Annotated in this window: 23 protein-coding genes and 1 pseudogene; 9 read left to right on the top strand and 15 right to left on the bottom strand. The window is 64.1% G+C overall.

What is annotated here, in order from left to right:
- From HNQ95_RS11000 to HNQ95_RS33960, 4 genes and pseudogenes are all read right to left on the bottom strand, one after another.
- Positions 1 to 325, bottom strand: a pseudogene (locus HNQ95_RS11000) (glycosyltransferase family 4 protein); the annotation flags it as partial.
- A 141-nt stretch (positions 326 to 466) separates the two neighbouring features.
- Complete coding sequence (locus HNQ95_RS10995; RefSeq protein WP_182574060.1) at positions 467 to 943, bottom strand: GNAT family N-acetyltransferase; 477 nt, start codon at positions 941 to 943, stop codon at positions 467 to 469.
- A gap of 5 nt (positions 944 to 948) precedes the next feature.
- Positions 949 to 1,983, bottom strand: a complete 1,035-nt coding sequence (locus tag HNQ95_RS10990; protein WP_067955871.1) for an aspartate-semialdehyde dehydrogenase — start codon at positions 1,981 to 1,983, stop codon at positions 949 to 951.
- A gap of 110 nt (positions 1,984 to 2,093) precedes the next feature.
- The gene (locus HNQ95_RS33960; RefSeq protein ID WP_256438667.1) at positions 2,094 to 2,225 is read right to left on the bottom strand and encodes a hypothetical protein; all 132 of its coding nucleotides are present in this window, start codon (positions 2,223 to 2,225) and stop codon (positions 2,094 to 2,096) included.
- Positions 2,226 to 2,368: 143 nt separating this feature from the next.
- Between HNQ95_RS33960 and HNQ95_RS10985 the strand changes: the two genes are divergently transcribed.
- Complete coding sequence (locus tag HNQ95_RS10985) at positions 2,369 to 2,755, top strand: DUF6152 family protein (RefSeq protein ID WP_067955873.1); 387 nt, start codon at positions 2,369 to 2,371, stop codon at positions 2,753 to 2,755.
- Positions 2,756 to 2,769: 14 nt separating this feature from the next.
- On the top strand, positions 2,770 to 3,228 hold the full coding sequence (locus tag HNQ95_RS10980) for a hypothetical protein (RefSeq protein WP_067955875.1): 459 nt from the start codon (positions 2,770 to 2,772) through the stop codon (positions 3,226 to 3,228).
- Between the two features lie 12 nt (positions 3,229 to 3,240).
- Here HNQ95_RS10980 and HNQ95_RS10975 read toward each other — a convergent pair whose 3' ends face one another.
- On the bottom strand, positions 3,241 to 5,145 hold the full coding sequence (locus HNQ95_RS10975) for an ABC transporter ATP-binding protein/permease (RefSeq protein ID WP_182574059.1): 1,905 nt from the start codon (positions 5,143 to 5,145) through the stop codon (positions 3,241 to 3,243).
- Positions 5,146 to 5,448: 303 nt separating this feature from the next.
- Between HNQ95_RS10975 and HNQ95_RS10970 the strand changes: the two genes are divergently transcribed.
- On the top strand, positions 5,449 to 6,171 hold the full coding sequence (locus tag HNQ95_RS10970) for a DUF805 domain-containing protein (RefSeq protein ID WP_067955879.1): 723 nt from the start codon (positions 5,449 to 5,451) through the stop codon (positions 6,169 to 6,171).
- 67 nt (positions 6,172 to 6,238) lie between these two features.
- Here the strand turns inward: HNQ95_RS10970 and leuB are convergent, their stop codons facing one another.
- The 5 genes from leuB to leuD all read right to left on the bottom strand — a co-directional run bounded on the left by leuB (position 6,239) and on the right by leuD (position 10,349).
- On the bottom strand, positions 6,239 to 7,342 hold the full coding sequence (leuB, locus tag HNQ95_RS10965; RefSeq protein WP_067955881.1) for a 3-isopropylmalate dehydrogenase: 1,104 nt from the start codon (positions 7,340 to 7,342) through the stop codon (positions 6,239 to 6,241).
- 137 nt (positions 7,343 to 7,479) lie between these two features.
- On the bottom strand, positions 7,480 to 8,283 hold the full coding sequence (locus tag HNQ95_RS10960; RefSeq protein ID WP_182574058.1) for an endonuclease/exonuclease/phosphatase family protein: 804 nt from the start codon (positions 8,281 to 8,283) through the stop codon (positions 7,480 to 7,482).
- Between the two features lie 17 nt (positions 8,284 to 8,300).
- A complete protein-coding gene (locus HNQ95_RS10955) occupies positions 8,301 to 8,681 on the bottom strand; it encodes a RidA family protein (RefSeq protein ID WP_067955882.1) in 381 nt (126 codons plus the stop codon).
- Between the two features lie 13 nt (positions 8,682 to 8,694).
- Entirely contained in the window at positions 8,695 to 9,522 is an 828-nt protein-coding gene (locus HNQ95_RS10950; protein WP_246340658.1) for an Ivy family c-type lysozyme inhibitor, read from the bottom strand.
- A gap of 221 nt (positions 9,523 to 9,743) precedes the next feature.
- Positions 9,744 to 10,349: a 3-isopropylmalate dehydratase small subunit gene (leuD, locus tag HNQ95_RS10945; RefSeq protein WP_154386259.1), complete on the bottom strand. Its 606-nt coding sequence runs from the start codon at positions 10,347 to 10,349 to the stop codon at positions 9,744 to 9,746.
- Between leuD and HNQ95_RS10940 the strand changes: the two genes are divergently transcribed.
- Complete coding sequence (locus HNQ95_RS10940; protein ID WP_154386260.1) at positions 10,348 to 10,509, top strand: hypothetical protein; 162 nt, start codon at positions 10,348 to 10,350, stop codon at positions 10,507 to 10,509. The two genes, leuD and HNQ95_RS10940, sit on opposite strands and share 2 nt — an antisense overlap.
- On the opposite strand, the gene HNQ95_RS10935 is transcribed toward HNQ95_RS10940, so the two are convergent.
- Complete coding sequence (locus HNQ95_RS10935) at positions 10,485 to 11,405, bottom strand: ABC transporter substrate-binding protein (RefSeq protein WP_312870923.1); 921 nt, start codon at positions 11,403 to 11,405, stop codon at positions 10,485 to 10,487. The genes HNQ95_RS10940 and HNQ95_RS10935 overlap by 25 nt on opposite strands.
- 116 nt (positions 11,406 to 11,521) lie before the next feature.
- On the opposite strand from HNQ95_RS10935, the gene HNQ95_RS10930 reads away from it, so the two are divergent.
- The 5 genes from HNQ95_RS10930 to HNQ95_RS10910 all read left to right on the top strand — a co-directional run bounded on the left by HNQ95_RS10930 (position 11,522) and on the right by HNQ95_RS10910 (position 17,317).
- On the top strand, positions 11,522 to 12,511 hold the full coding sequence (locus HNQ95_RS10930; protein ID WP_246787019.1) for a FecCD family ABC transporter permease: 990 nt from the start codon (positions 11,522 to 11,524) through the stop codon (positions 12,509 to 12,511).
- The gene (locus HNQ95_RS10925) at positions 12,508 to 13,560 is read left to right on the top strand and encodes a FecCD family ABC transporter permease (protein WP_182574056.1); all 1,053 of its coding nucleotides are present in this window, start codon (positions 12,508 to 12,510) and stop codon (positions 13,558 to 13,560) included. The genes HNQ95_RS10930 and HNQ95_RS10925 overlap by 4 nt, the downstream gene beginning before the upstream one ends.
- Positions 13,553 to 14,368: an ABC transporter ATP-binding protein gene (locus tag HNQ95_RS10920; RefSeq protein WP_067955888.1), complete on the top strand. Its 816-nt coding sequence runs from the start codon at positions 13,553 to 13,555 to the stop codon at positions 14,366 to 14,368. Before HNQ95_RS10925 ends, HNQ95_RS10920 begins: the two co-directional genes overlap by 8 nt.
- Positions 14,369 to 14,549: 181 nt before the next feature.
- Positions 14,550 to 16,097 carry a phospholipase D family protein gene (locus HNQ95_RS10915; protein WP_246340656.1) on the top strand — a complete coding sequence of 516 codons (1,548 nt, stop codon included), beginning with the start codon at positions 14,550 to 14,552 and terminating at the stop codon, positions 16,095 to 16,097.
- A 32-nt stretch (positions 16,098 to 16,129) separates the two neighbouring features.
- Complete coding sequence (locus HNQ95_RS10910; protein ID WP_182574055.1) at positions 16,130 to 17,317, top strand: chloride channel protein; 1,188 nt, start codon at positions 16,130 to 16,132, stop codon at positions 17,315 to 17,317.
- 12 nt (positions 17,318 to 17,329) lie between these two features.
- Here HNQ95_RS10910 and HNQ95_RS10905 read toward each other — a convergent pair whose 3' ends face one another.
- From HNQ95_RS10905 to HNQ95_RS10890, 4 genes are all read right to left on the bottom strand, one after another.
- Positions 17,330 to 17,686, bottom strand: coding sequence for a potassium channel family protein (locus tag HNQ95_RS10905; RefSeq protein ID WP_067955894.1), 357 nt, complete (start codon positions 17,684 to 17,686; stop codon positions 17,330 to 17,332).
- Between the two features lie 65 nt (positions 17,687 to 17,751).
- Positions 17,752 to 18,882 carry an aminotransferase class V-fold PLP-dependent enzyme gene (locus HNQ95_RS10900; protein ID WP_182574054.1) on the bottom strand — a complete coding sequence of 377 codons (1,131 nt, stop codon included), beginning with the start codon at positions 18,880 to 18,882 and terminating at the stop codon, positions 17,752 to 17,754.
- Positions 18,883 to 18,912: 30 nt separating this feature from the next.
- Positions 18,913 to 19,590: an amino acid ABC transporter permease gene (locus tag HNQ95_RS10895; RefSeq protein WP_182574053.1), complete on the bottom strand. Its 678-nt coding sequence runs from the start codon at positions 19,588 to 19,590 to the stop codon at positions 18,913 to 18,915.
- Between the two features lie 79 nt (positions 19,591 to 19,669).
- The gene (locus HNQ95_RS10890; protein WP_246719235.1) at positions 19,670 to 20,431 is read right to left on the bottom strand and encodes an ABC transporter substrate-binding protein; all 762 of its coding nucleotides are present in this window, start codon (positions 20,429 to 20,431) and stop codon (positions 19,670 to 19,672) included.
- Between the last annotated feature and the right edge of the window lie 346 nt (positions 20,432 to 20,777).

Raw genomic sequence — 20,777 nt, 5'->3', positions numbered from 1 at the left:
CCAATGGGCAGCCAACTACAACCTGGCACGCCCACACTCGGCCCTTGGAGGCATCAGCCCGTTCCAAAGACTGAACAACCTTCTTGGAAACGACAGTTAGGGCGGCGATGGTTGGTCCGGTGTGATGGCCGTGAATGATGTCGGGCGCTTCGAGCGCCGCCAGCGATGTTGCCACCGGCGAACCCGTGGCACGGATTTCCGCTACTGCAGGGCCTGTGATCGGCGCAAACGCGGTTACCGAATGGCCACGCCGCCGCAGTGCCAGCACCGTGTCGCGGACGAGCGTTTCGGTGCCGCTGCGCCCGGTCAGCACGGCATTTGTCATCAGGATCCGCAGCGGCCGGTGCACGCCGTCCTGACGGCTGCTGTCGCTGGCTAGACTATCGCGCGCTATCGTCCTGCCTCCGGTACCTCAGCCCCGCTGCCTCCCTGCGACGGACCCAGTCTACCGTAGCAATGTCCGGAATCAACCTTGAGGGGATTGTGGCCGAGCCGCCGGCATGCCGCGGCGGACGTAGAGGATGTCGGGCAAGCCTTCTTCGTTGGACGAGCCGTCGCCGAAGGCGTCGGCAACAAAGCCGTGGCGCTCGTAGAAACGGCACGCGCCTGCGTTGGCTTCGAAGCAGAAAAGTTTCACGTGAGTCATTGCGGCCGTCACATGGTTCAAAAGCCGGGCGCCAATGCCGCGAGCGGTCCAGTCGGAATGGAGATAGAGCTGTTCGATCCACTCATTCTTGGTGGCGGCAAAGCCGACAATCCTGCCCTCGATCGTAGCGACGGTGACGGTCTGCTCGGCGAGGAGGACATGCCTGACAAAATACAGGTCTTCGTCGGGTGTATGCAGCTGGGGCATCCAGTTGAAGGCGGCGAGTGCTGCCCTCAGGATGCGGGCGATGTCGTGTGCGTCTTCGGCCTCGGCCGGACGCAGCACGACATCGGGCATTGGTGTCAGGCCGCCTTCTTCTTCGGCGAGATCAGGCCGCGCTCGACAAGAAGCTCGGCGATCTGGACGGCGTTGAGGGCAGCACCCTTGCGCAGATTGTCGGAGACGATCCACATCGACAGGCCGTTGTCGACGGTCTGGTCCTCACGGATGCGCGAGATGTAGGTCGCGTCTTCGCCGGCCGAGTCGAGCGGGGTGGCGTAGCCGCCGTCCTCGCGCTTGTCGATGACCAGGCAGCCTGGCGCCTCGCGCAGGATATCGCGTGCCTCATCGGCGGTGATCGGCTTGTCGAACTCGATGTTGACGGCTTCCGAGTGGCCGATGAACACCGGCACGCGCACGCAGGTGGCGCTCAGCTTGATCTTGGGATCGAGCATCTTCTTGGTCTCGGCGACCATCTTCCACTCTTCCTTGGTCGAGCCGTCTTCCATGAAGACGTCGATGTGCGGAATGACGTTGAAGGCGATGCGCTTGGTGAACTTCTTGGCTTCGACCGGGTCGGCGACGAAGACGGCGCGCGTCTGGGTGAACAGCTCGTCCATGCCTTCCTTGCCGGCGCCGGAAACGGACTGGTAGGTGGCAACGACAATGCGCTTGATGGTCGCGGCATCATGCAGTGGCTTCAGCGCCACAACCAGCTGGGCAGTCGAGCAGTTCGGGTTGGCGATGATGTTCTTCTTGGTGAAGCCGGAGATCGCGTCTGGGTTCACTTCCGGAACGATCAGCGGCACGTCCTGGTCGTAACGGAAGGCCGACGAGTTATCGATGACGACACAGCCCTGCTTGCCGATCTTCGGAGACCATTCCTTGGAGATGTTGCCGCCGGCCGACATGATGCAGATGTCGGTGTCGGAAAAGTCGTAGGTGTCGAGAACCTTGACCTTCAGCGTCTTGTCGCCGAACGAAACCTCGGTGCCGAGCGAACGGCGCGAGGCAAGCGCCACGACCTCATCGACCGGAAAGCCGCGTTCCTCGAGGATGTTGAGCATTTCCCGGCCGACATTGCCCGTGGCGCCGACGACTGCAACCTTGAATCCCATATCGAAAATCTCCTGTCCCTCTCCGCTCGCTTTTTGGAGAAAACCCGCTGGCCGTTGCGGGCTTCATCCCCCGGGCCGGACCCGGGAGAGGGTGAGCAGGCCAAGGGAAATCACACCATTTTGGTGGTGGTGGTTTTGGCCATGGTTTTGGTCGAAAGCAGGGAAACGGCTCCGCGCCCGGCACGATCTCTGTCGTGGCCGGGAAAGTCGAATGCGAAAAGCGCCATCAAGAGGCCGCGCATCGGAGGGATCCCTGTTCGCCGCCGCTTTTATCCGGTTTGTATGGAGAGTCAATCGGGGACCGGTGGGCTCCGGCTGATGTGATTTGACCTTTGTCGCTTGCCACCTAGGCTTCTGCTCGGATCGATTGACGGAGGAACCCCAGATGGAAGTCCTGCCGAAAAGCATCTCCCTCGCCGCGACCCTTGCCGTGGCTGCGTTGTTTGCGCTGCCGGCACTTGCTCATCACGGCTGGTCCTGGACCCAGGACGGCTTCTTCGAGCTCAAGGGCGTGATCGCCGACATCTATATCGGCAACCCGCATGCGACGCTCGACGTAGACGTCGAAGGCGAGCTGTGGCGCGTGGAGCTGGCGCCGCCGGCGCGGACCATTGCCGCCGGTTTCACCGATGAGGTCGCCAAGAAGGGTGACGAGGTCGTCGCCATCGGCAACCGCTCGCGCGACGAAACCGAAAAGCGCATGAAAGCCGTCCGGATCATCATCAACGGCAAGACCTATGACGTCTATGCGGACCGCGTGCCGCCGAGCTGACCGGGATTGTACGGGTGGAGCCCCTGCAGGCAGTCGAACAATGGGATTTGGTCAGGCAACTGAAGACCTCGTTTGTCGCCTATCCGGTCGTCAACGCAGTGCACATTGCCGCGATAGGCGCTTTGCTGACGTCGGTCGCGCTTCTCGATCTGCGCATCCTCGGCGCCTTCGGCAGCCTGCCGGAACGCCCCTTTGTCATGTTGCTGCGGCGGCTGGCATTGATGGCCTTCTGCCTCGCCGTGCTGAGCGGCCTCGCCCTGTTTTCCGTGCGGGCGTCGTATTATGCCGGAATGCCGGTCTTCCTCGGCAAGATGGGGCTTATCGCCTTGGCAGGTGCAACCTTTGCCCTGTTCGCTGCGATCGAAAGCGACAAGCAGCGTCGATGGTCTTCGTTGCGGCGCCCGCTTGCTGTGATGTCGGTGGTGATTTGGTGCACGGTCCTGTTGTGCGGCCGCTTCATCGGCTTCCTGTAACGCGAGCGCGTTCTACTTCTCCTTCAGCTTGACGCGCGGGAACCTGAGCGGCGGCCATTCTTCCTCCGGCTGCTGCGGCTGGGACAAAAGCGTGGTGAGTTCGGCCGGCAGGCTGGCCAGTGCCTTCTTCGATCCGATGCCGTCTGAAATGCTGAGGATGCTGTCGTAGAACTCGACGCCTTGCGCCGATTTTGGCGGCACGGCCTCATGCATGACGCTGATGACGGTGACATCGGGGCAATTGTCCTTGATCACCTGATGAAAGGCGATCTTGGCCTCGAGATCGAGGGCAGCGGTCGCCTCGTCGAGGAACAAAAGCCCCGGCTGCAACAGCAGGATGCGGGCCGCGACCAGTTTCTGCTTCTGGCCGCCCGACAGCAGCTGATCCCAGCTCTTGCCCTGGCGGGTTTCGTCGTCGAGATGATCGATCAGGTCGCCAAGGCCGGCCTTGTGCATGGCCACCGCCACCTTCGCCTCGGAATGGTTGCCTGGGTGGTCGGGCAGGCAGACCAGCTGCTTGAGCGAAACCTGTGGCAGCTTGACGTCCTGGGTGGCATAGAACGACCTGATGCCGTCGGGAAAGTCGATGGAGCCGCGGCCATATGGCCACAGTCCGTTGATCGCCTTGACCAAAGAGGTCTTGCCGCAGCCGGACTGGCCCGACACGAAGGTCCATTCGCCGCGGCGGAAGCGCAGGTTGGTGACGGTCAGGAAGGGGCTGGCTTCAACACCCTGGTGCATCAGTTCGAGATTGCGGACGGTCAGGCCGAACAGCGCGTTCTGGCTGCCATAGCTGAACTCGGACTTTCCAGTCGCGGCATAGAATGACGGCGGCCGCTGCACGTTCTCAATCGCCTTGGCGAGATCGGTGACACGTTCGCTGTTGGCTCTGAGCGTGGCGATCGCCGGCATCACCTGGATGAACCACGAGCACTGGCTGATCAGCGAGTTCACCAGTTCGGCGCCTGTTATGTAGCCCTTCAGGTTGATGTGGCCGTGCATGTAGGGCACCAGCCCCGGCCCATAGGCGACGATGCGCGCGGCGATGAAGCCATAGATCGACTCGAACGACATGTAGCCGGCATTGACGATGTTGAGGCGCGACCAGGTCTTGTCGATGTCGACGTAGAGGCGGTCATGCATCGAGCGCTGCACGTTTTCGCCGTGCGATGCCGCGACATGGAAGCTGCGCCGCAAAAGCACCGTCAGCTCGCCGCGATAGCTGCCCTCGGCCTGCTGCATGCGGATGCTGAGACGCTCCATCATGCCGCCGAGCTTCATGGCAATATAGGTGTTGAGCGGCACGTAGGCGGCAACGGCGGCAAAGGCCAGGATGACGCTGCCATAGGGGCCGAGAAATTCAAGGCCAGGAACGATGGTCGAGGTTTCGAGCAGCTTCTGCCCGACGAAGAACAATGAGGTGGTGACGCCCATCACACCCATGGCGAGGCCGATGGCACCGCCGGTCATGCCCTTGATCGAATCCTGGACGCGTTGGTCGATGTTGTCGGGCGCCGTGCCCGGGCCGTCGCCGGCGCTTGCGTTGTGCTGCACGTGGAAATGGGTGTGGTTGGCGTCGAGCAAGGCGGCGTTGAAGCGGTTGTTCAGCCAGCCGCGCCATTTGCGATGCAAAGTGGTGGAGAAAAGGTGCCGGATGCCGATGAAGCCTGCATCCTTGATGACGACGAGAAGAAGCAATGTGCCGGCACTGGTCAGCAGCGACGCCAGGGGCGCCATGTTGGCCGGGTCATGGAAGAAGGCGATCGAATTGACCAATTCGCCTGAAGCCTCGGCCATCCAGACGCTGGCCTTGCTGGAAAGTGCGGTGAGGAGCGCGATCACCAGCGTCAGCCCCCAGGCTTCCTTCCAGCGATCCGAGAACCAGTAGGCCCGCATCAGGCCCCAGAAGCTTCGCATCGTGGAAACCGGCGTCAGGGGAGGCGGCCTGGCGGCGCCGCGACGCCATCTGTTCGACGATGGATCTCGAGGTCTATCGACCCGAATCACAGTTCCTTACCCCATGCCCTTTGCCTATCGAAAGGGTAACACGAGTTGAACATTTCACAGTCAACATATGGTTACCGGCTAATCAACGCGCCGCGAGCGTTGCGTGAGGGCAACGTTTGGCGGCGAGCTCGATGACCTGCGCCGGCTACCCCTGGAGCTTGCGGCCCAGGGCAAGTTGGAACACTGTCTGGTTGGCAATTCACGAGGCGACAGATGCGCGGCGAAGTACTGCATTACGATCAGGCTCAGGGTTTCGGCTTCGCCGCCGCGGTCGACGGCAACCGCTACACCTTTGCCCGCGAGGATTTGAGGGGCACGGCGATTCCGGGCAAGGGCACCGAGATCGAGTTTCAACCGAGCGGCAGTCAGGCCCGTGACGTGTTTGTAATCCACGCCCAGGTCGGCGCTGCGCAAATGGCTGCTGCGGCGCCCGCTGCCGCAACATCGGTACCCCAGTTCGGCCGCCGCGGATCCGATCAGGAGGGAGCCGCCTACAGCGGCGTGGTCGCAACGACCGGGCTGTGGTCGTATTTCCGGCGCGCGCTGACCACCGACTATGTGAACTTCCGCGCCCGCGCCCGGCGTAAGGAATATTGGGGCTACTATCTGTTCTGGACGCTTTCCGCTGTCGCGCTGGCAGCGATCGGCTTCGGTATCGATGGCGCACTTGGCAATCTCGATGCGGAACCGATTGTCGGTTTCGTGCTGCCAGGCTTGTTCATCCTGGCAACGCTGTTGCCCAGCATCGCCGTCACCATCCGCCGTATTCATGACCTCGGTCTGTCGGGATGGTTCTATCTGCTGATCCTGCTGCCTTATGTCGGCAGCCTGATCATCTTCGTGTTCACTTTGATTCCGTCCCAGAAGCACGACAACAAATGGGGCCCGGTGCCGGTTGGGGTGAACGTTCCGCCGCCTTACGTCCCTGTCGGATAGGGCAACTTCAGAAGCGCAAAAGAAAACGGCGCCGCGTGGGCGCCGTTTTGGTTTCTTCGACCTGGTATCAGGCGAAGAACTTCGTGATGATGGCGTCGCCCATCTGGGTCGTGCCGACCTCGGTCTTGCCTTCGGACATGATGTCCTTGGTGCGCAGGCCGTCTTCCAGCACGGCGGCGATCGCCGCCTCGAGGCGGTCGGCCTCGGCCACCATGTTGAACGAGTAGCGCAGGCACATGGCAAACGACGCGATCATGGCGATCGGGTTGGCGATGCCCTTGCCGGCGATGTCGGGGGCCGAGCCGTGCACGGGCTCGTAGAGGGCCTTGCGCTTGCCGGTCAGTGCGTCCGGCGCGCCGAGCGAGGCGGAAGGCAGCATGCCGAGCGAGCCGGTCAGCATGGCTGCGACGTCCGACAGCATGTCGCCGAACAGATTGTCGGTGACGATGACGTCGAACTGCTTGGGCCAGCGCACAAGCTGCATGCCGCCGGCATCGGCCAGCATGTGGTCGAGCTTGACGTCGGAATACTTGGCCTTGTGGGTGGCGGTCACCACCTCGTTCCACAAGACGCCCGACTTCATGACGTTGCGCTTTTCCATCGACGTCACGCGGTTCTGGCGCGTGCGGGCGAGTTCGAATGCGACGCCCGAGATGCGCTCGATCTCGAAGGTGTCGTAGACCTGGGTATCGATGCCGCGCTTCTGGCCGTTGCCGAGGTCGATGATCTGCTTGGGTTCGCCGAAATAGACGCCGCCGGTCAGCTCGCGCACGATCAGGATGTCGAGGCCCTCGACAACTTCCTGGCGCAGCGAAGACGACGAGGCGAGCGCCGGGTAGCAGATCGCCGGACGCAGGTTGGCGAACAGCTCCATGTCCTTGCGCAGGCGCAGCAGGCCGGCCTCGGGGCGCACCTCGTAAGGCACGGCATCCCACTTCGGGCCGCCGACTGCGCCGAACAGCACCGCGTCCGCCGCCATCGCCTTGGCCATGTCGGCATCCGAGATCGCCTGGCCATGCGCGTCATAGGCCGAGCCGCCGACGAGACCCTCCTCGGTGGTGAAGCCGCTGCCGAGTTTCTCGTTCATTGCGGTGATCAGCTTGCGGACCTCGGCCATGGCCTCGGGGCCGATGCCGTCGCCGGGCAGGAGAAGAAGATTGCGCGTCGCCATGGAAAGCCTTTCCGAAAGATGCGTGAACCGCGGTCTTGCTAGCCTTGGAGGGGCGCCGGTGCAAGCAGGAAAGGACGCTCCAGAGCGCGCAAATGGCTCCGCCGGCGCCTGTTTGACCGGATTCCTATCCGGATCATCTAGCCGATCTCCAGAAGCAGGGCGCGGTGGTCGGAGACTTCGGGCTGGCCCACGACCTCGAAGTTGCGCACATCGACGTTGTCGCTGACCAGCATGTAGTCGGCGAAGCGTGGCGCTTTCAGGTAGTGCGAGGTGCGGGTGTCGGTGAAGCCGCCCTGTGTCACCAGATCCGTCAGCCCGATGCTGCGTAGTTCGGCGAGCATCCGGCTCTCCGGCAGCACGTTGAAGTCGCCGCAGACGACGAGGCGGTCGCCCTTGCGGCGGATCCTGCCGATCAGCTCGACAAGCCTTGCAGTCTGCGCGTCGCGGGCCGGGGTGTCGCCCTTGCCGTCGAGTTCGCGCAGGCCGTGGAGATGGGCGACGAGAACAGCGTTGCCGGTCACATAGTCATGCAGTCTTACCGCGTGGGCGTTGCGCGAGCGCGGGTGCTCGCCGAAGTCGTCGGCCGAGAAGGCGCCGTGGATGAAGTCCTGTAACTGCCCGATGATCGGCAGCGAGCGCCTGACGAAGGTCGCCAGCCCCCATTCCGACCGCAGCGTCCGGTCGCTGTCATAGAGCGGGCCGCGCGCGGCTGGGCAGAAAAAGGCCTGGTGGCCGGGCAGGGCGTCGGCGACCTCGCCAAAAAGGTTGGCCCGTTGCAACAGCTCGCCGCCGCCGTCGCGATAGACCAGCCACGGCGACGTCGCCGCGGGCGTTCTGGTCGCCTCCTGGAGGCAGAAAAGGTCGGGATCCGTGCTGCTGACATAGGCGACGAGCTCCTCGCCGAGCCTGCCGCCCCAGCCGTTCAGCGATAGGATGCGCAAGCGGCCCCCCTTCGCGGTCACGGACGCTTCAGTGCAGTGACTTCGATCTCGATCTTCATCTCCGGCTTGTTGAGCTGGCAGACGATCATCGTCGCCGCCGGGCGGATGTCGCCGAAGGTCTCGCCGAGGATCGGGAACACTGCATCCACATAGGACTGGTCGGTGATGTAGTAATGCGCGCGCACCACGTCGGCCATTTCGAAGCCGCCGTCGTCAAGCGCCTTGGCGATGGTCGCCAGGCAATTGCGCGTCTGTGCTTCCACGCTGTCGGGCATGGTCATGGTGGCGTAGTCGTAACCCGTCGTACCCGAGACGAAGCACCAGTCGCCCTGGACCACGGCGCGCGAGTAGCCCGCGGTCTTCTCGAAGGGCGATCCTGTCGAAATCAGCTTGCGCATTGTCACCTCTCCCTCATTCGTCTGCCAGCGCCTTGGTCAGGGCGTCCCTAAACTCGGCCGGCCATGTCGCCAGTGCCGGCCAGGCCTTGGGCTCAGCCTCCGTCTGCTGTGCCAGATAAAGCTTCCTGGCCTTGGCATCGATCGCTATGAAACCGTCGCTGACACCGCAGGCATGCGGGACACAGCCGCTGGCGTAGAAGGCCCCTGACGGCAACGGTTCCGTGCCGCCATTGATCAGCAGGCTGGTGGCGAAGCCAGGCAAGTCGTCGCCGAGCAGTTGCTGAGCAGCCTTGTAGACCGCCTCGTTCTTGAAGGCCGCGACGATGCCGTCCTCGTATGTCTTCGGCGTCAGATCGGACCAGTCGGTGCCCGGCTGCGGCGCGTAAGCGAGATTGCCGTGCATTGTCAGGCCGCTTTCCGGATCCCATGTCGTGACCGGCAGAGTCTCGCCGGGGAGCGGATAGGGGATGAAGAAGATGTTGTACGCCGTCACCGCCGGCGACGGCGTATCGCATTTGCCGGCGCCGATGGTCGTCGACTGGATGCCCGCCTCGGTCTTCCAGGCAAGTACAGTTTCGGGACTGCAGGCGTTGCCGCCGTCGCCGACCGCGAAAATGGCGACGTTGGTATCGCTCACCTCGACCGTACGGTCGTGGAAGGCGACATAGTTCCTGGCCAGTTCCTTGCCCTCATAGGCAAGCACCTTCTCGCCCTCGGCGTTTTCGACGATGGTGAAATTGCCGCCTTCGAACGGAATGGTCTGCGGCTCGCTGTCCTGGGCGATGGCAAGGTTCGGCAAAAGCGCGATCGATGCGGTGGCGAAGAGGGTGGATGGTTTCATGCGGCGCTCCATTGTCCGGGCGTGAGCGATGTGCCGAGGCCCTGTCGTGCGCATGCCCCGAATCCCGAGGCGGGACAATGGCATGCCCCAGTTGGCCTGTCAGCTTCAGGTGGCTGGGCCAGCATTTGCGCAGCCGCTAATGCATTCCGGCCGGAGATGAAAAAAGGCCCCGAACCTTGCGGAACGGGGCTTTCGAAACTCTGAGATATGAAGCCGAGCGATCAGGCCCAGGGGCGGCTCTCGGCGACCTTCTTTTCGTAGCTGTCGATCGACGCGGCCTTCTCCATTGTGAGGCCGATGTCGTCGAGGCCGTTGAGCAGGCAGTGACGACGGAAGTCGTCGAGGTCGAAGGTGACCACGCCGCCGTCGGGGCCGCGGATCTCCTTGGCTTCAAGATCGACCGAAACGGTGGCGTTGGCGCCACGTGAGGCGTCGTCCATCAGCTTGTCGAGGTCTTCCTGGCTGACGGTGATCGGCAGGATGCCGTTCTTGAAGCAGTTGTTGTAGAAGATGTCGGCGAACGACGTCGAAATCACGCAGCGGATGCCGAAGTCGAGCAGCGCCCATGGCGCATGCTCGCGGCTCGAGCCGCAGCCGAAATTGTCGCCGGCGACGAGGATCTCGGCCTTGCGATAGGCCGGCTTGTTGAGCACGAAGTCGGGGTTCTCCGAACCGTCCTCATTGTAGCGCATCTCGGCGAAAAGCCCGGTGCCAAGGCCAGTGCGCTTGATCGTCTTGAGATAATCCTTGGGGATGATCATGTCGGTGTCGACATTGACGATTGGCAGGGGGGCGGCGACGCCCGTGAGCTTGGTGAATTTTTCCATGGCTTTTGCCCGTCTGGCTGTTGCGGGGATTTTGGCTTGCCCCGCTTTACACAAGCTTGGCCGGGAATCAAAGCGTTTCGACGTTGGGGAAGAAGCCGTGGGCATCATGCGCGGCGGCGCGAAGCCCGGTGCCGGTTACTTCGTCGGCGTCACGCCGTAGACGCGGGCGATGTCGTCGAGCAGGAGATTGGCGGCGATCACGCCGCCTGCGGTGTTCCACACCGCATCGTCCACCGCGATGGCCTTGCCGGCCTTGACCACCGGCAGGTTCTGCCACAGCGGCTCGGACAGCCACTCTTCCGACTGTTTGCTCGCCTTGCCGTTGCCGGTCTCGTAGACGAAGTAGAACAGGTGGTCGCCGTCGAATTCGGGGATGCGTTCCTTGGTGACGTCGTCGGCGAAGCCCGGCTTGTCCTGCACGGCGGGACGCTGGATGCCGATCTGGCTGAAGATCATGCCGGGAAAGGTGTCCTTGTAGTAGATGCGGGTCAGGCCCGGCATGAAGCGGATCAACGACACCTTCTCGGCCTTTTTGTCGCCGAGTGCCTCGCCGAGCTTGGTCGCCTTGTCGTCGAAGGCCTTGAGTTGTTCCTCGCCTTCGGCCTTCTTGCCGAGCGCGTCGGCATAAAGGGCGAAGTTCACCTTCCAGTCGCCGCGCAGGCGTTCGGACATGACGGTGGGCGCGATCGCCGATAGCTGATCGTAGATCTTTTCCTGGCGCGTCTTGTTGCCGAGGATCAGGTCCGGCTGAAGGCTGGCGATGAGCTCGAGATTGACGGCTGATTCCTCGCCGACAACCTCGACGCCGTCCATCTTTTCGACGATGTGCCTGTACCAGGGCGAGCCGGTCCAGGAGCGCACGGCGCCGAAAGGCTTGAAGCCCAGCGACAGCACGGCTTCGGTGCCTTCGTTGGTCAGCACCACGATGCGCTGCGGATTCTCGGGCACGTCGGTCACGCCCATGGCGTGTTTCACTTCGTGGGCGAAGGCGGAACTGGCGGCGAAAGCGGCCAGTGCGAGGCCGAGTGCGGCTTTGGCGATGAGCTTCATGGTCATGGCTCCAAACTTGACGGGGGCAAGAAGGTTTGGCAAAGGGTCAGAACAAACCCTGACTGTCAAGCTCATATTAAGGCTGCCGCGTGCCCCTCGCTTCGTCGAACACGAGCATCCGAGTGCATCAGCGCATCGGTCGGCGCGCGCTGTTCTCAGGGCTTGCGGCGATGCTGCTGATCCTGATGTATCTCAGCCTGGCGATCGGCTATCGCCTCTATTCGCCCGGCGAGATCTGGCGCGCAGTGACCGCCTTCGACGGCAGCGAGGCGCATGTCGTGATCCGCGATCTCCGTCTGCCGCGTGCGCTGATGGCGCCGCTTGTCGGCGCAGCCCTCGGCATATCAGGCGTGCTGGTCCAGACCCTGTCGCGCAACCGCATCGCTTCGCCCGACACGCTCGGTCTCAATGCCGGTGCCGCTTTCGCCGTGGTCATGGCAAGCGGGCTGTTCGGCGTCGCATCCTTGCCTGGCTTGTCGATGGCCGCCGCCGCGGGTGCGCTGGCCACCAGCCTGCTGGTCTTTGGTCTCGCTGCCGCCGCCGGCGGCATCTCGCCGCTCAGGATCGTGCTCGTCGGCGTCACCTTCGCCGGCCTGTTCGACAGCTTCGTCAACGTCGTGCTGACGGTCAACGAGACGATGCTCGACCAGCTCTTGTTCTGGCTCGCCGGCTCATTCGCCGACCGCAAGCTCAGCCTGGGGCTCAACGGCCTGCCCTTCGTGCTGATCGGTGGCGGCATCGCCTTCTACCTCACCCGTTCGCTCGACATCCTGCAGACCGACGATTCCACGGCGCGCGGGCTCGGCGTGCCGCTCGGCGCCGTGCGCGGGCTGAGCTTCGTTGCGGTTGCCTTGCTCAGTGGCGCCTCGGTGGCCATGGCCGGGCCGGTCCTGTTTGTCGGCCTCGTCGTGCCGCATGCGGCGCGCGCGCTTGTCGGCCTCGAGCATCGTCTTCAAATCGTGGCAGCAGCTCTTGTCGGCGCGGTCTACACGACGCTTGCCGACATCGTCGCCCGTTTCGTCATCTTTCCGCGCGAGGCACCCGTTGGCGCGGTCACCGCGATCGTCGGCGGCTGCCTGCTTCTTGTCCTGCTCAGAAGGCGCGCGGCATGAGTGTTGTCGCTCCACGCCTGTCGCCGGCATTGGCCCGCGTCAATCGCCGCGCCTGGATATTCGTCGCAATCATTGCGGTCGTCACAGTCGTGCTTGCGTTGTGCGGCATCGGCTTCGGTTCGACCTGGATCGATCCGCGTCGCATCGTCGAGATCCTGATGGGCGAGGGCACGCGCGGCGAGCGTGTCGTGGTGTTGCAGTTGCGCGCGCCGCGCGTCGCCATTGCCGCGCTCGCCGGCGGCGCCATGGCGGTATCCGGCTATCTGCTGCAGAAGGTGACGCGCAACGAACTGGCTTCACCAGGCGTGCTCGGCGTCATCGGCGGTGCCGGACTGGGCGTGGTCATCTTCCTCGCGCTGCTCTCGGACGAGAGCAATTCGCTCGTCACCTCGATCGTCTGGCAGCCGGTGGCGGCGATGATCGGCGCAAGCCTGGCTATCGCGGCGGTGTTCCTGCTCTCCGGCCAGCAGGCCTCGTCGGCGGTGCGGCTGCTCCTGTTCGGTATCGCCGTAGGCGCTGTCTGCAAAGCCGCGACTTTGATCCTGATGATCGTCGGGCCGATCTACCGCACCACCCAGGCCAGCCGCTGGCTTGCCGGTGCGGTCAACGAGATCAACTGGGGCGAGGTCCAGGTAGTGGCCATCGGGCTCGCCATCGCCATGGTCGGCGTCGTCGCGGTGGCGCGGCGGCTGCCGCCGACCGACCTCGACGAGGTCTCGGCGCGCGGACTCGGCCTCAACCTGCCGGTGTTCCGTATCCTGGTCTTCGCACTGGCCTCCGCCTTGACCGCGCTTGCCGTCGCCTTCGCCGGCGGCGTCGGCTTCATCGGCCTGATGGCGCCGCACCTGGCGCGGCTGATCATCGGACGCCCGGTGCTTGCCGGCATCGCCGCCAGCTTCCTGTTGGGCGCCATCATGCTGATCGGCGCCGATCTCATCGTACGCGTGCTGTTCGCGCCGACCGAGGTGCCCGCCGGCACCGTGACGGCGGTGATCGGCACGCCCTATTTCCTCTACCTCGTGCTGCGCAGGGGAAGCACCAATGGATAAGGCCATCAGCGTCCAGGCGCTCACCATCGCTTATGGGGCGGCGACAGCGGTCAGCGCCGTCGACCTCGACATTGCCAGGGGCAAGGTCACAGTGCTCGCCGGGCCCAACGGCTGCGGCAAGTCGACCTTGCTGCGCGCCATCCGCCGGCTCCACCAGCCGAAATCGGGTGAGATCCGGCTCGGTGACCTGCCAATATCAGGCCTCAAGGAAAAGGAGCTGGCGCGCCATATCGGCCTTCTGGCGCAGAGCCCGTCGGCCCCCGACGACATGAGTGTCGAGGAACTCGTCCGGCTCGGCCGCTATCCGCACCAGACCATGCTGCAGCCGTGGAGTGCTGCCGATTCCGACGCCATCCAGGCGGCGATGTTCGGCACCGGCGTTTCGCATCTTGCCGAGCGGCGGCTGGGCTCGCTGTCGGGCGGTCAGTTGCAGCGTGTCTGGATCGCCATGGTGCTGGCGCAGGAAACCGACATCATCTGCCTCGACGAGCCGGTCAACCATCTCGACATGGCCCATCAGATCGACTGCCTCGATCTCGTCAGCCGCCTCAACCGCGAGCATGGCCGCACCGTGGTCCTGGTGCTGCACGACCTCAATCTCGCAGCGCGCTACGCCGACCGTCTGGTGTTCATGAAAGAAGGCGGTCTGGTCGCCGATGGTGCGCCGGCAGAGTTGATGCAGGAAGCGCTGATCGAGAATGTGTTCGGTATCAGCTGCCGCGTCATCGAGGATCCGGTGCATCAGCGTCCGCTGTGCATCCCGATCCGTAATTCGTCGCCGCGCTTCGGGACGGCTCCGCAAGTCTGAGCCGAAACTCCGCACCCATCCGGGTAACAGTCTTCGCCCTGTGACGAATCCCGTTTGCGCGGCCTGTCATGCCGCTTCATTGCAACCGCGGCTTGTCATCGGGTGCATGCGCGCGCTTTAACTGGCGGGGATGTCTGTGTGATGCGCGCATGATCCTGCTACCAGGCGAGGGACTGGCCGAATGAGAATGATCAAGGCAGTCCTTGTCCTGCTCCTGGCTGCAGCCGTAGCCATCCTTGTTGCCCGTATGATCTTCCCGTTGCCGTCGATCAAGGGCAGGCCCGTCGAGACGGCCCTGCCGCCGGTCACCGAGGGCGCACTTGCCACGATGGTCGCGCAAGGCAGCGCCGAAAATCCCGGCAAGAGCGGCGTCGTGCCGATCGCCGCCGGTCACGACGCCATTGCCAGCCGGCTGTTCCTCGCCGGCATCGCTCAGCGTTCGATCGACGTGCAGTACTATATCTGGCACGACGACACCTCCGGCCGGCTGCTGCTCCGGGCGCTCTACGAGGCGTCAAAGCGCGGCGTCCGCATCAGGTTGCTGCTCGACGACAACGGCATTCCTGGCCTCGACCCGACAGTGGCAGCCCTCGACGCGCAGCCCAATTTCGACATCCGCCTGTTCAATCCCTCGATGATCCGCTCGCCCAAGCTGCTTGGCTATTCCTTCGACTTCTTCCGCATGAACCGGCGCATGCACAACAAGTCGTTCATCGTCGACGGCCTCGCCGCCATCGTCGGTGGGCGCAACATCGGCGACGAGTATTTCAAGGTCGGCGACGGCACCTATTATCTCGACCTTGACGTGCTGGGCGCCGGTGCCGTGGTCCAGGACACGTCGACGGCTTTCGACCTCTACTGGAACAGCGCGTCTGTGTTTGCCGCCGACAAGATCGTCGATCCGTCCGCCGGCACGCTGGAGGCGTTCGTCCAGGGCACCGACGAGGCTGCGAAGCGCCCTGCCGCAGCCGATTTCGTCCGGCCGGATGCGCCGGCCTACAACAGGTTGCGCAGCGGTGGGCTTGGCCTCGAATGGGTCGACGTCAAGCTGGTGGTCGACGACCCGATCAAGGGAGAAGGCAAGGCAAGCAAGGACCACCTGATGATCAGCCGGCTTGCCCAGGTGGTCGGGCCGGTGCGGCAGGGCCTCGACCTGGTTTCCGCCTATTTCGTGCCGGGCAAACCTGGCGTCGACTACTTCGCCGATCTGGTGAAGGGCGGTGCCAAGGTGCGGATCCTGACCAATGCGCTCGAGACCACGGATGTTGCGATGGTCCATGCCGGCTATTCGAAATATCGCCGTGAGATGCTGGAAGACGGCATCGAGCTGTTCGAGCTCAAGCCGATGGCCGATGCCGTCCGGGGCGAAGAGGAACTCAACCTCACAGGTTCCTCCGGCTCCAGCCTGCACGCCAAGACCTTCGCCGCCGATGGCGACCGGGTCTTCATCGGCTCGTTCAATTTCGACCCGCGCTCGGCCCTGCTCAATTGCGAGATGGGCTTCCTGATCGGCAGCCCGACCATCGCCAAGGCGATGTCGCAAGGTTTTGATACCAAAGTCGCCGAGGGATCCTACAGGGTCTCGCTTGGCCCGGATGACGGCATGCAATGGTCGAAGAACGAACCCGGCAAGCCCGTTGTCACCGTCCACGACGAACCGAACGCCTCGGCGCTCAAACGGCTTATGGTGACGGTGTTCGGCTGGCTGCCGATCGAATGGCTTCTTTAGCAAGGACCGCATATGACGGAGAGGGGCCAGGCATGAGCAATCGGCAGGTGATCAGGTTGGTGCTGCTGGCCGCCGGTGTCGGCCTGCTCGCCGGCATATCAGCGGCGCTGACGCTGTGGCTGATGCAGCAGGTCAGCCATGCGGTCTGGTCGATCAGCGATGCCATCTGGTACATTCCGCTGGTGACTGTCGCCGGCGGTGCGCTGATCGGCCTGACCCGGCTGCACGGCCCCAGCCCCGACCTCGACCAGCAGATCGCCGAAGCGCAGGATCCGGTCCATCTGCACAGGCGCAAGGCACTGTTCATCGCGCTTGCGGCAATCGTCGCGGTCGGCTTCGGTGGCGCCATCGGGCCGGAGGCCGGGCTGCTGGCCGTGGTTGCCGAAATGACCGCGGCAATTGCCATCGTGCTTGGCCGCAGCCATGCCGACCAGCGTGTGATCGGCGAGGCAGGTGTCTCCGGCGCGCTCTCTGGCCTGTTCGGCTCGCCTCTTGGCGGAGCTGCCTACGCCGACGACAAGCCACAGGCACCGCGCGCCCTGCTCCTGCTCGCCGCCCTTTGCGGCCTGCTCGGCTTCCTGCTTGCCGGCCGTCTGCTGTTCGACGGCGGTCTGCACCGCCTCGCGCTGCCGGCCTATGCGCCTGCAGGCGACGGTACCGACCTGTTGATGGCAATCGTTCCGGCGATCCTCGGCGCCGCCGTCGGCATGGCCTTCCTGTTCCTGCATCCGATGCTCAAGCGCGCGGTCGAGATCCGCGCGCCCTGGCCCTTCTGGCAGCCGGTCATCGGCGGAGCCATGTTCGGCCTGCTCGCCATGGCGTTCCCGATCCTCAGGTTTTCAGGACACCATGAAATCGAGCCGATGCTGGCCTGGGCGGGCGGCGTCGGCATGGCGGTGTTGCTCCTACTTGGTGTGCTCAAGGTGCTGGCACTGAGCATCTGCCTGTCGACCGGCTGGCTCGGCGGGGCAATGTTCCCGCTCATTTTCGCCGGTGCCGCCGCAGGGGCGGCAGCGCTTGCCGTGATACCCGGCATGGAGGTGTCGGTGGCGATCGCGGCGGGCATGGGAGCCGCCACCGCGGCGGGCCTCGGCCGACCGATCGCGGCGGTGCTGATCATGCTGTTCATCGTCGACCCGGCGCTGTTCGGGCCGCTCTGCGTCGGCGCGCTGTTCGGCTATGCCGGCGGCATGCTGGCGCCGAAACCGGTGGCTCACTGACGCTGTCGCGTTCTATTCGTTTTCGTCGTCCGTGACGCGAAAGATGATCTGCTTGGCGACGGATGAGCACAGCACGACAAACAGGCCGATGCCGACCAGAGCGAAGAAGATGGTGAAGAGCTTGCCGAGTGCCGTGTGCGGCGCAAGATCGCCATAACCGACGGTAGCCAGCGTCATGACCGAGAAGTAGATCGCGTCCAGATAGCTCCAGCCTTCGATCCAGACGTAGACGACGGACGCAACGGCGACGAGTGTCGAGGTGACGACCAGCAGGGTGCGGACCTGCGGATCGGCGAACGCATCGCGCATGCCACGTGCAAGCGAGGTCAGATGCCATCCGGCGTGGTGCTTCTTGGGGTGCTGGTCCATCGCTTGCCTCCGCCCAAGCGGGCATCAAAGCAAGCCGGCCGGCTCCCGTCCAGTGCGTCGGCCGACTACAACAGCGCGTCCAGCCCGGCGAACAGCCGCGCGATACCAGCTTCCGTCGTGACGGTGCCGGGCGACAGGCGCAGGATGCGGCCACGGCAATCGGTGAAAACACCATGTTCGCGCAGGCCGTTGACGATCGTCGCCGTGTCGGTTTGCTCGGGCAGGCGCAGCATGATGCTGCCGCCGCGCCGCGTTTCGTCGCGCGGGCTGGCAAGCGTCAGGCCCATCTCGTCGGCCTTGGCGATGATCGCGGCGCCGAGCTTGCGGTTGTGCGCGAGCAGTGCTGTCTTGTCCTGCGCCGCGTGCCATTCCAGCGCCGGCACCGAGCCGATGCAGGCCAGTGCCGACGGCGTACCGTGGTCGAAGCGACGGGCATCCGGCGCATAGGCGAAGGCGTCGAGATCCCAGGAGAAGATGTTGTCCTGGCTGAACCAGCCGCGCAGTTCGGGCCGGCATTCCCTGAGCAAGGGCTCTGCGACATGGATGATGCCGGCGCCTGGCGTGCCGCAGAGCCATTTGAGGCTCGTCGACAGGGTGAAATCGACCGCCGGTGCGTCGACCTTGAACGGGATCAGACCGACGCCCTGGGTGATGTCGACGCCGACGAGGCTGCCCATCGCGCGGCCATGGGCCGCCAACCGGTCGAGGTCGCAGCGGTGCGAGGACGTCGAGGTCACCTGCGTCAGCAGTGCCAGGCCGACATCTTCGCCCCATGACGCGATGACGTCGTCGTCCTGTACCCATCTTTCACCGTCGCGCATGGGCACGGTGTCGAGCGTGAAACCGAAGCGTGGCGCAAGCCCGGCGAGAAGGAAGTGCAGGCTCGGGAAGCAATCTGCCGTCACCAGCACGCGGCGTCCGGCAAGATGATGGCCTGGAAGCGCGCCGATCAGGCTGTAGAGCGCGGTGGTGACGTTCTCGGCCGAGGTCAGCGTGCCCTTCGGCGCTCCGATCAGATCGCTCCAGAGGTCGATGAAGCGCTGGCGCTTGCCGAGCGCCCGCATCCACTGGCCGTCGTCGAAGGCGCCCCAGCTCGCGGCGAATTCGGACAGCCCCGCCGCCATGGCTTCGGCCTTGCCGGGATACATGCCGATCGAGTGGTAGAGGAAGTAGGCGGAGCCGTCTGGCGTCGTCATCGTGCGGAATTCCGTGTTGCTGTCGCGGGCTCAGCGCGCCGTCATCTGGCGCTTGCCGCGTTCTTCGAGAAAGCTCACCAGCCTGACCAGCGGCAGCAGGAAGACGAGATAGAGCGCAGCAGCTCCGATCAGCGGTGTCGGGTTCGCCATCAGCGCCTGGGCGTCGGTTGCCTGCTTCAACAGGTCGGGCATGGCGACGACCGAGGCAAGTGCCGTGTCCTTGAAGATCGAGACGCAATTGCTGGTCAGCGGCGGGATGATGACACGCAGCGCCTGCGGCAGGATCACCGTGCGCATCGTCGTCCAGAAGCCGATGCCCAGCGCCGAAGCGGCCTCGAACTGTCCTTTGGGCACATTTTCGATGCCGGCGCGGCAGACCTCGGCGGTGAAGGCCGAAAGCACCAGCGATAGCGCCAGCGTCGCTGCGGTGAAGGAGGAGAAGCGGATGCCAACGAAGGGCAGTGCGTAATAGATCAGGATCAGCAGCACCAGGATCGGCATCGCCCTGAGGAAATCGACATAGGCGATGGCGAGGTAGCGCACCGGCTTCGGCCCGTAGAGCCGCATCAGGCAGACGAGCAGCCCGGCTGCGCCGCCAAAGATGATGCTGGCGATGCCGAGAAGGATGGTGTTGCCGATACCGCGCATGAGCATCGGAAAACTGCGGACCAGTATGTCCCAGTTGAAGAAGGTGGTGATCAGATCCATGGCGAGGTCCGGGCGCAGGACGCCGCGGCCCCGGGTGGCCGCAGCGTCGTTTCAACGGTTTGCAGGTCGAGCCGTTGGCTCACTCGGCCTTGGGCAGCGGCATCGAGGTTGTCGTGCTGGTGCCTGCGTCCGGTTCGACGCCGAACCACTTCTTGTGAATCGCGGCCATCGTGCCGTCGGCCTTCATCGCCGAGACGGCGTCGTTGGCGGCAACGATATCAGGGTGGTCCTTGCGCGCCATCATGGCGAAGCGCTCGCCGGTCGGAATGCGCACCAGCACCTTGAAGCCTGGCGTCTTGGTCATGGCATATTGGAAGCCGGCCAGCTCGCCCGCACCGCCATCGACGCGTTGCGCCTGGATATCGAGCAGAAGGTCCTGCTGGGCGTTGTAGCTGCGCACTTCGGCGAGGCCGAGCTTCTCGGTGTTTTCCTTGGCCCAGGCTTCGCCCGTCGTACCGGCGACGACGCCGATGACCTTGCCCTTCAGCCCGTCGAGGCCGGCGATGTCGGACGCTTCGCGGCCGATAACCGTGCCGTCGCCATCATAATAGGGCTGGGTGAAGGACTGGTTCTGCAGGCGCTCGTTGTTGACCGAGATCGACGACACGGCAAAGTCGATGCGGCCCGAGCTGGAGGCGGCGAACAGCGCCTGAAAGCCCATGTCCTGGATTTCGACCGGACGCCCGAGGCGCTTGGCGACTTCGGTTGCGACGTCGATCTCGAAGCCTTCGAAGCTGCCGCTTTCGGTCTTGAACTCCCATGGCGGATTGGCCGGGTAGGCGCCGACGACGAGCTTTTCCTGGGCGCCGGCCGGGGCCGACAGCGCAAGTGCAAGTGCCATGGCCATGCCGGCCGCTAGTCTAGAGAATGCCAATTGTCTTCCTCCCTTTGATCGCTTGGCGCGGCAGGCAACGCGGTTGCCGGTCGCATGTCACTGTTTCAAGCCTTTAAGTATGCATGGGCATATGGCGAGCGACGACTTCTGTCCGTCACCGGCACAGGCGCGATTGTCGCGGCCTGTCGCCCCGCTCTTCCGTCTAATGTGGCGAGATGTGTTCCGTTTCTTGCGTACAGGGGCCTTGGCAAGTCTTCCGTACCCGCCATCGGTGCCGATGAACGAGCCGCGCAATCCCGATCCCGCCTAAAAGCCTCCTCCGTCCTCCTCAGCAATATATTTGCATTTGCAT

The sequence above is a fragment of the Aminobacter ciceronei genome, assembly GCF_014138625.1.
Taxonomy (GTDB): domain Bacteria; phylum Pseudomonadota; class Alphaproteobacteria; order Rhizobiales; family Rhizobiaceae; genus Aminobacter; species Aminobacter ciceronei.
The sequence above is the reverse complement of the archived record's forward strand: the minus strand, read 5'-3'. Positions and strand labels throughout refer to the sequence as shown.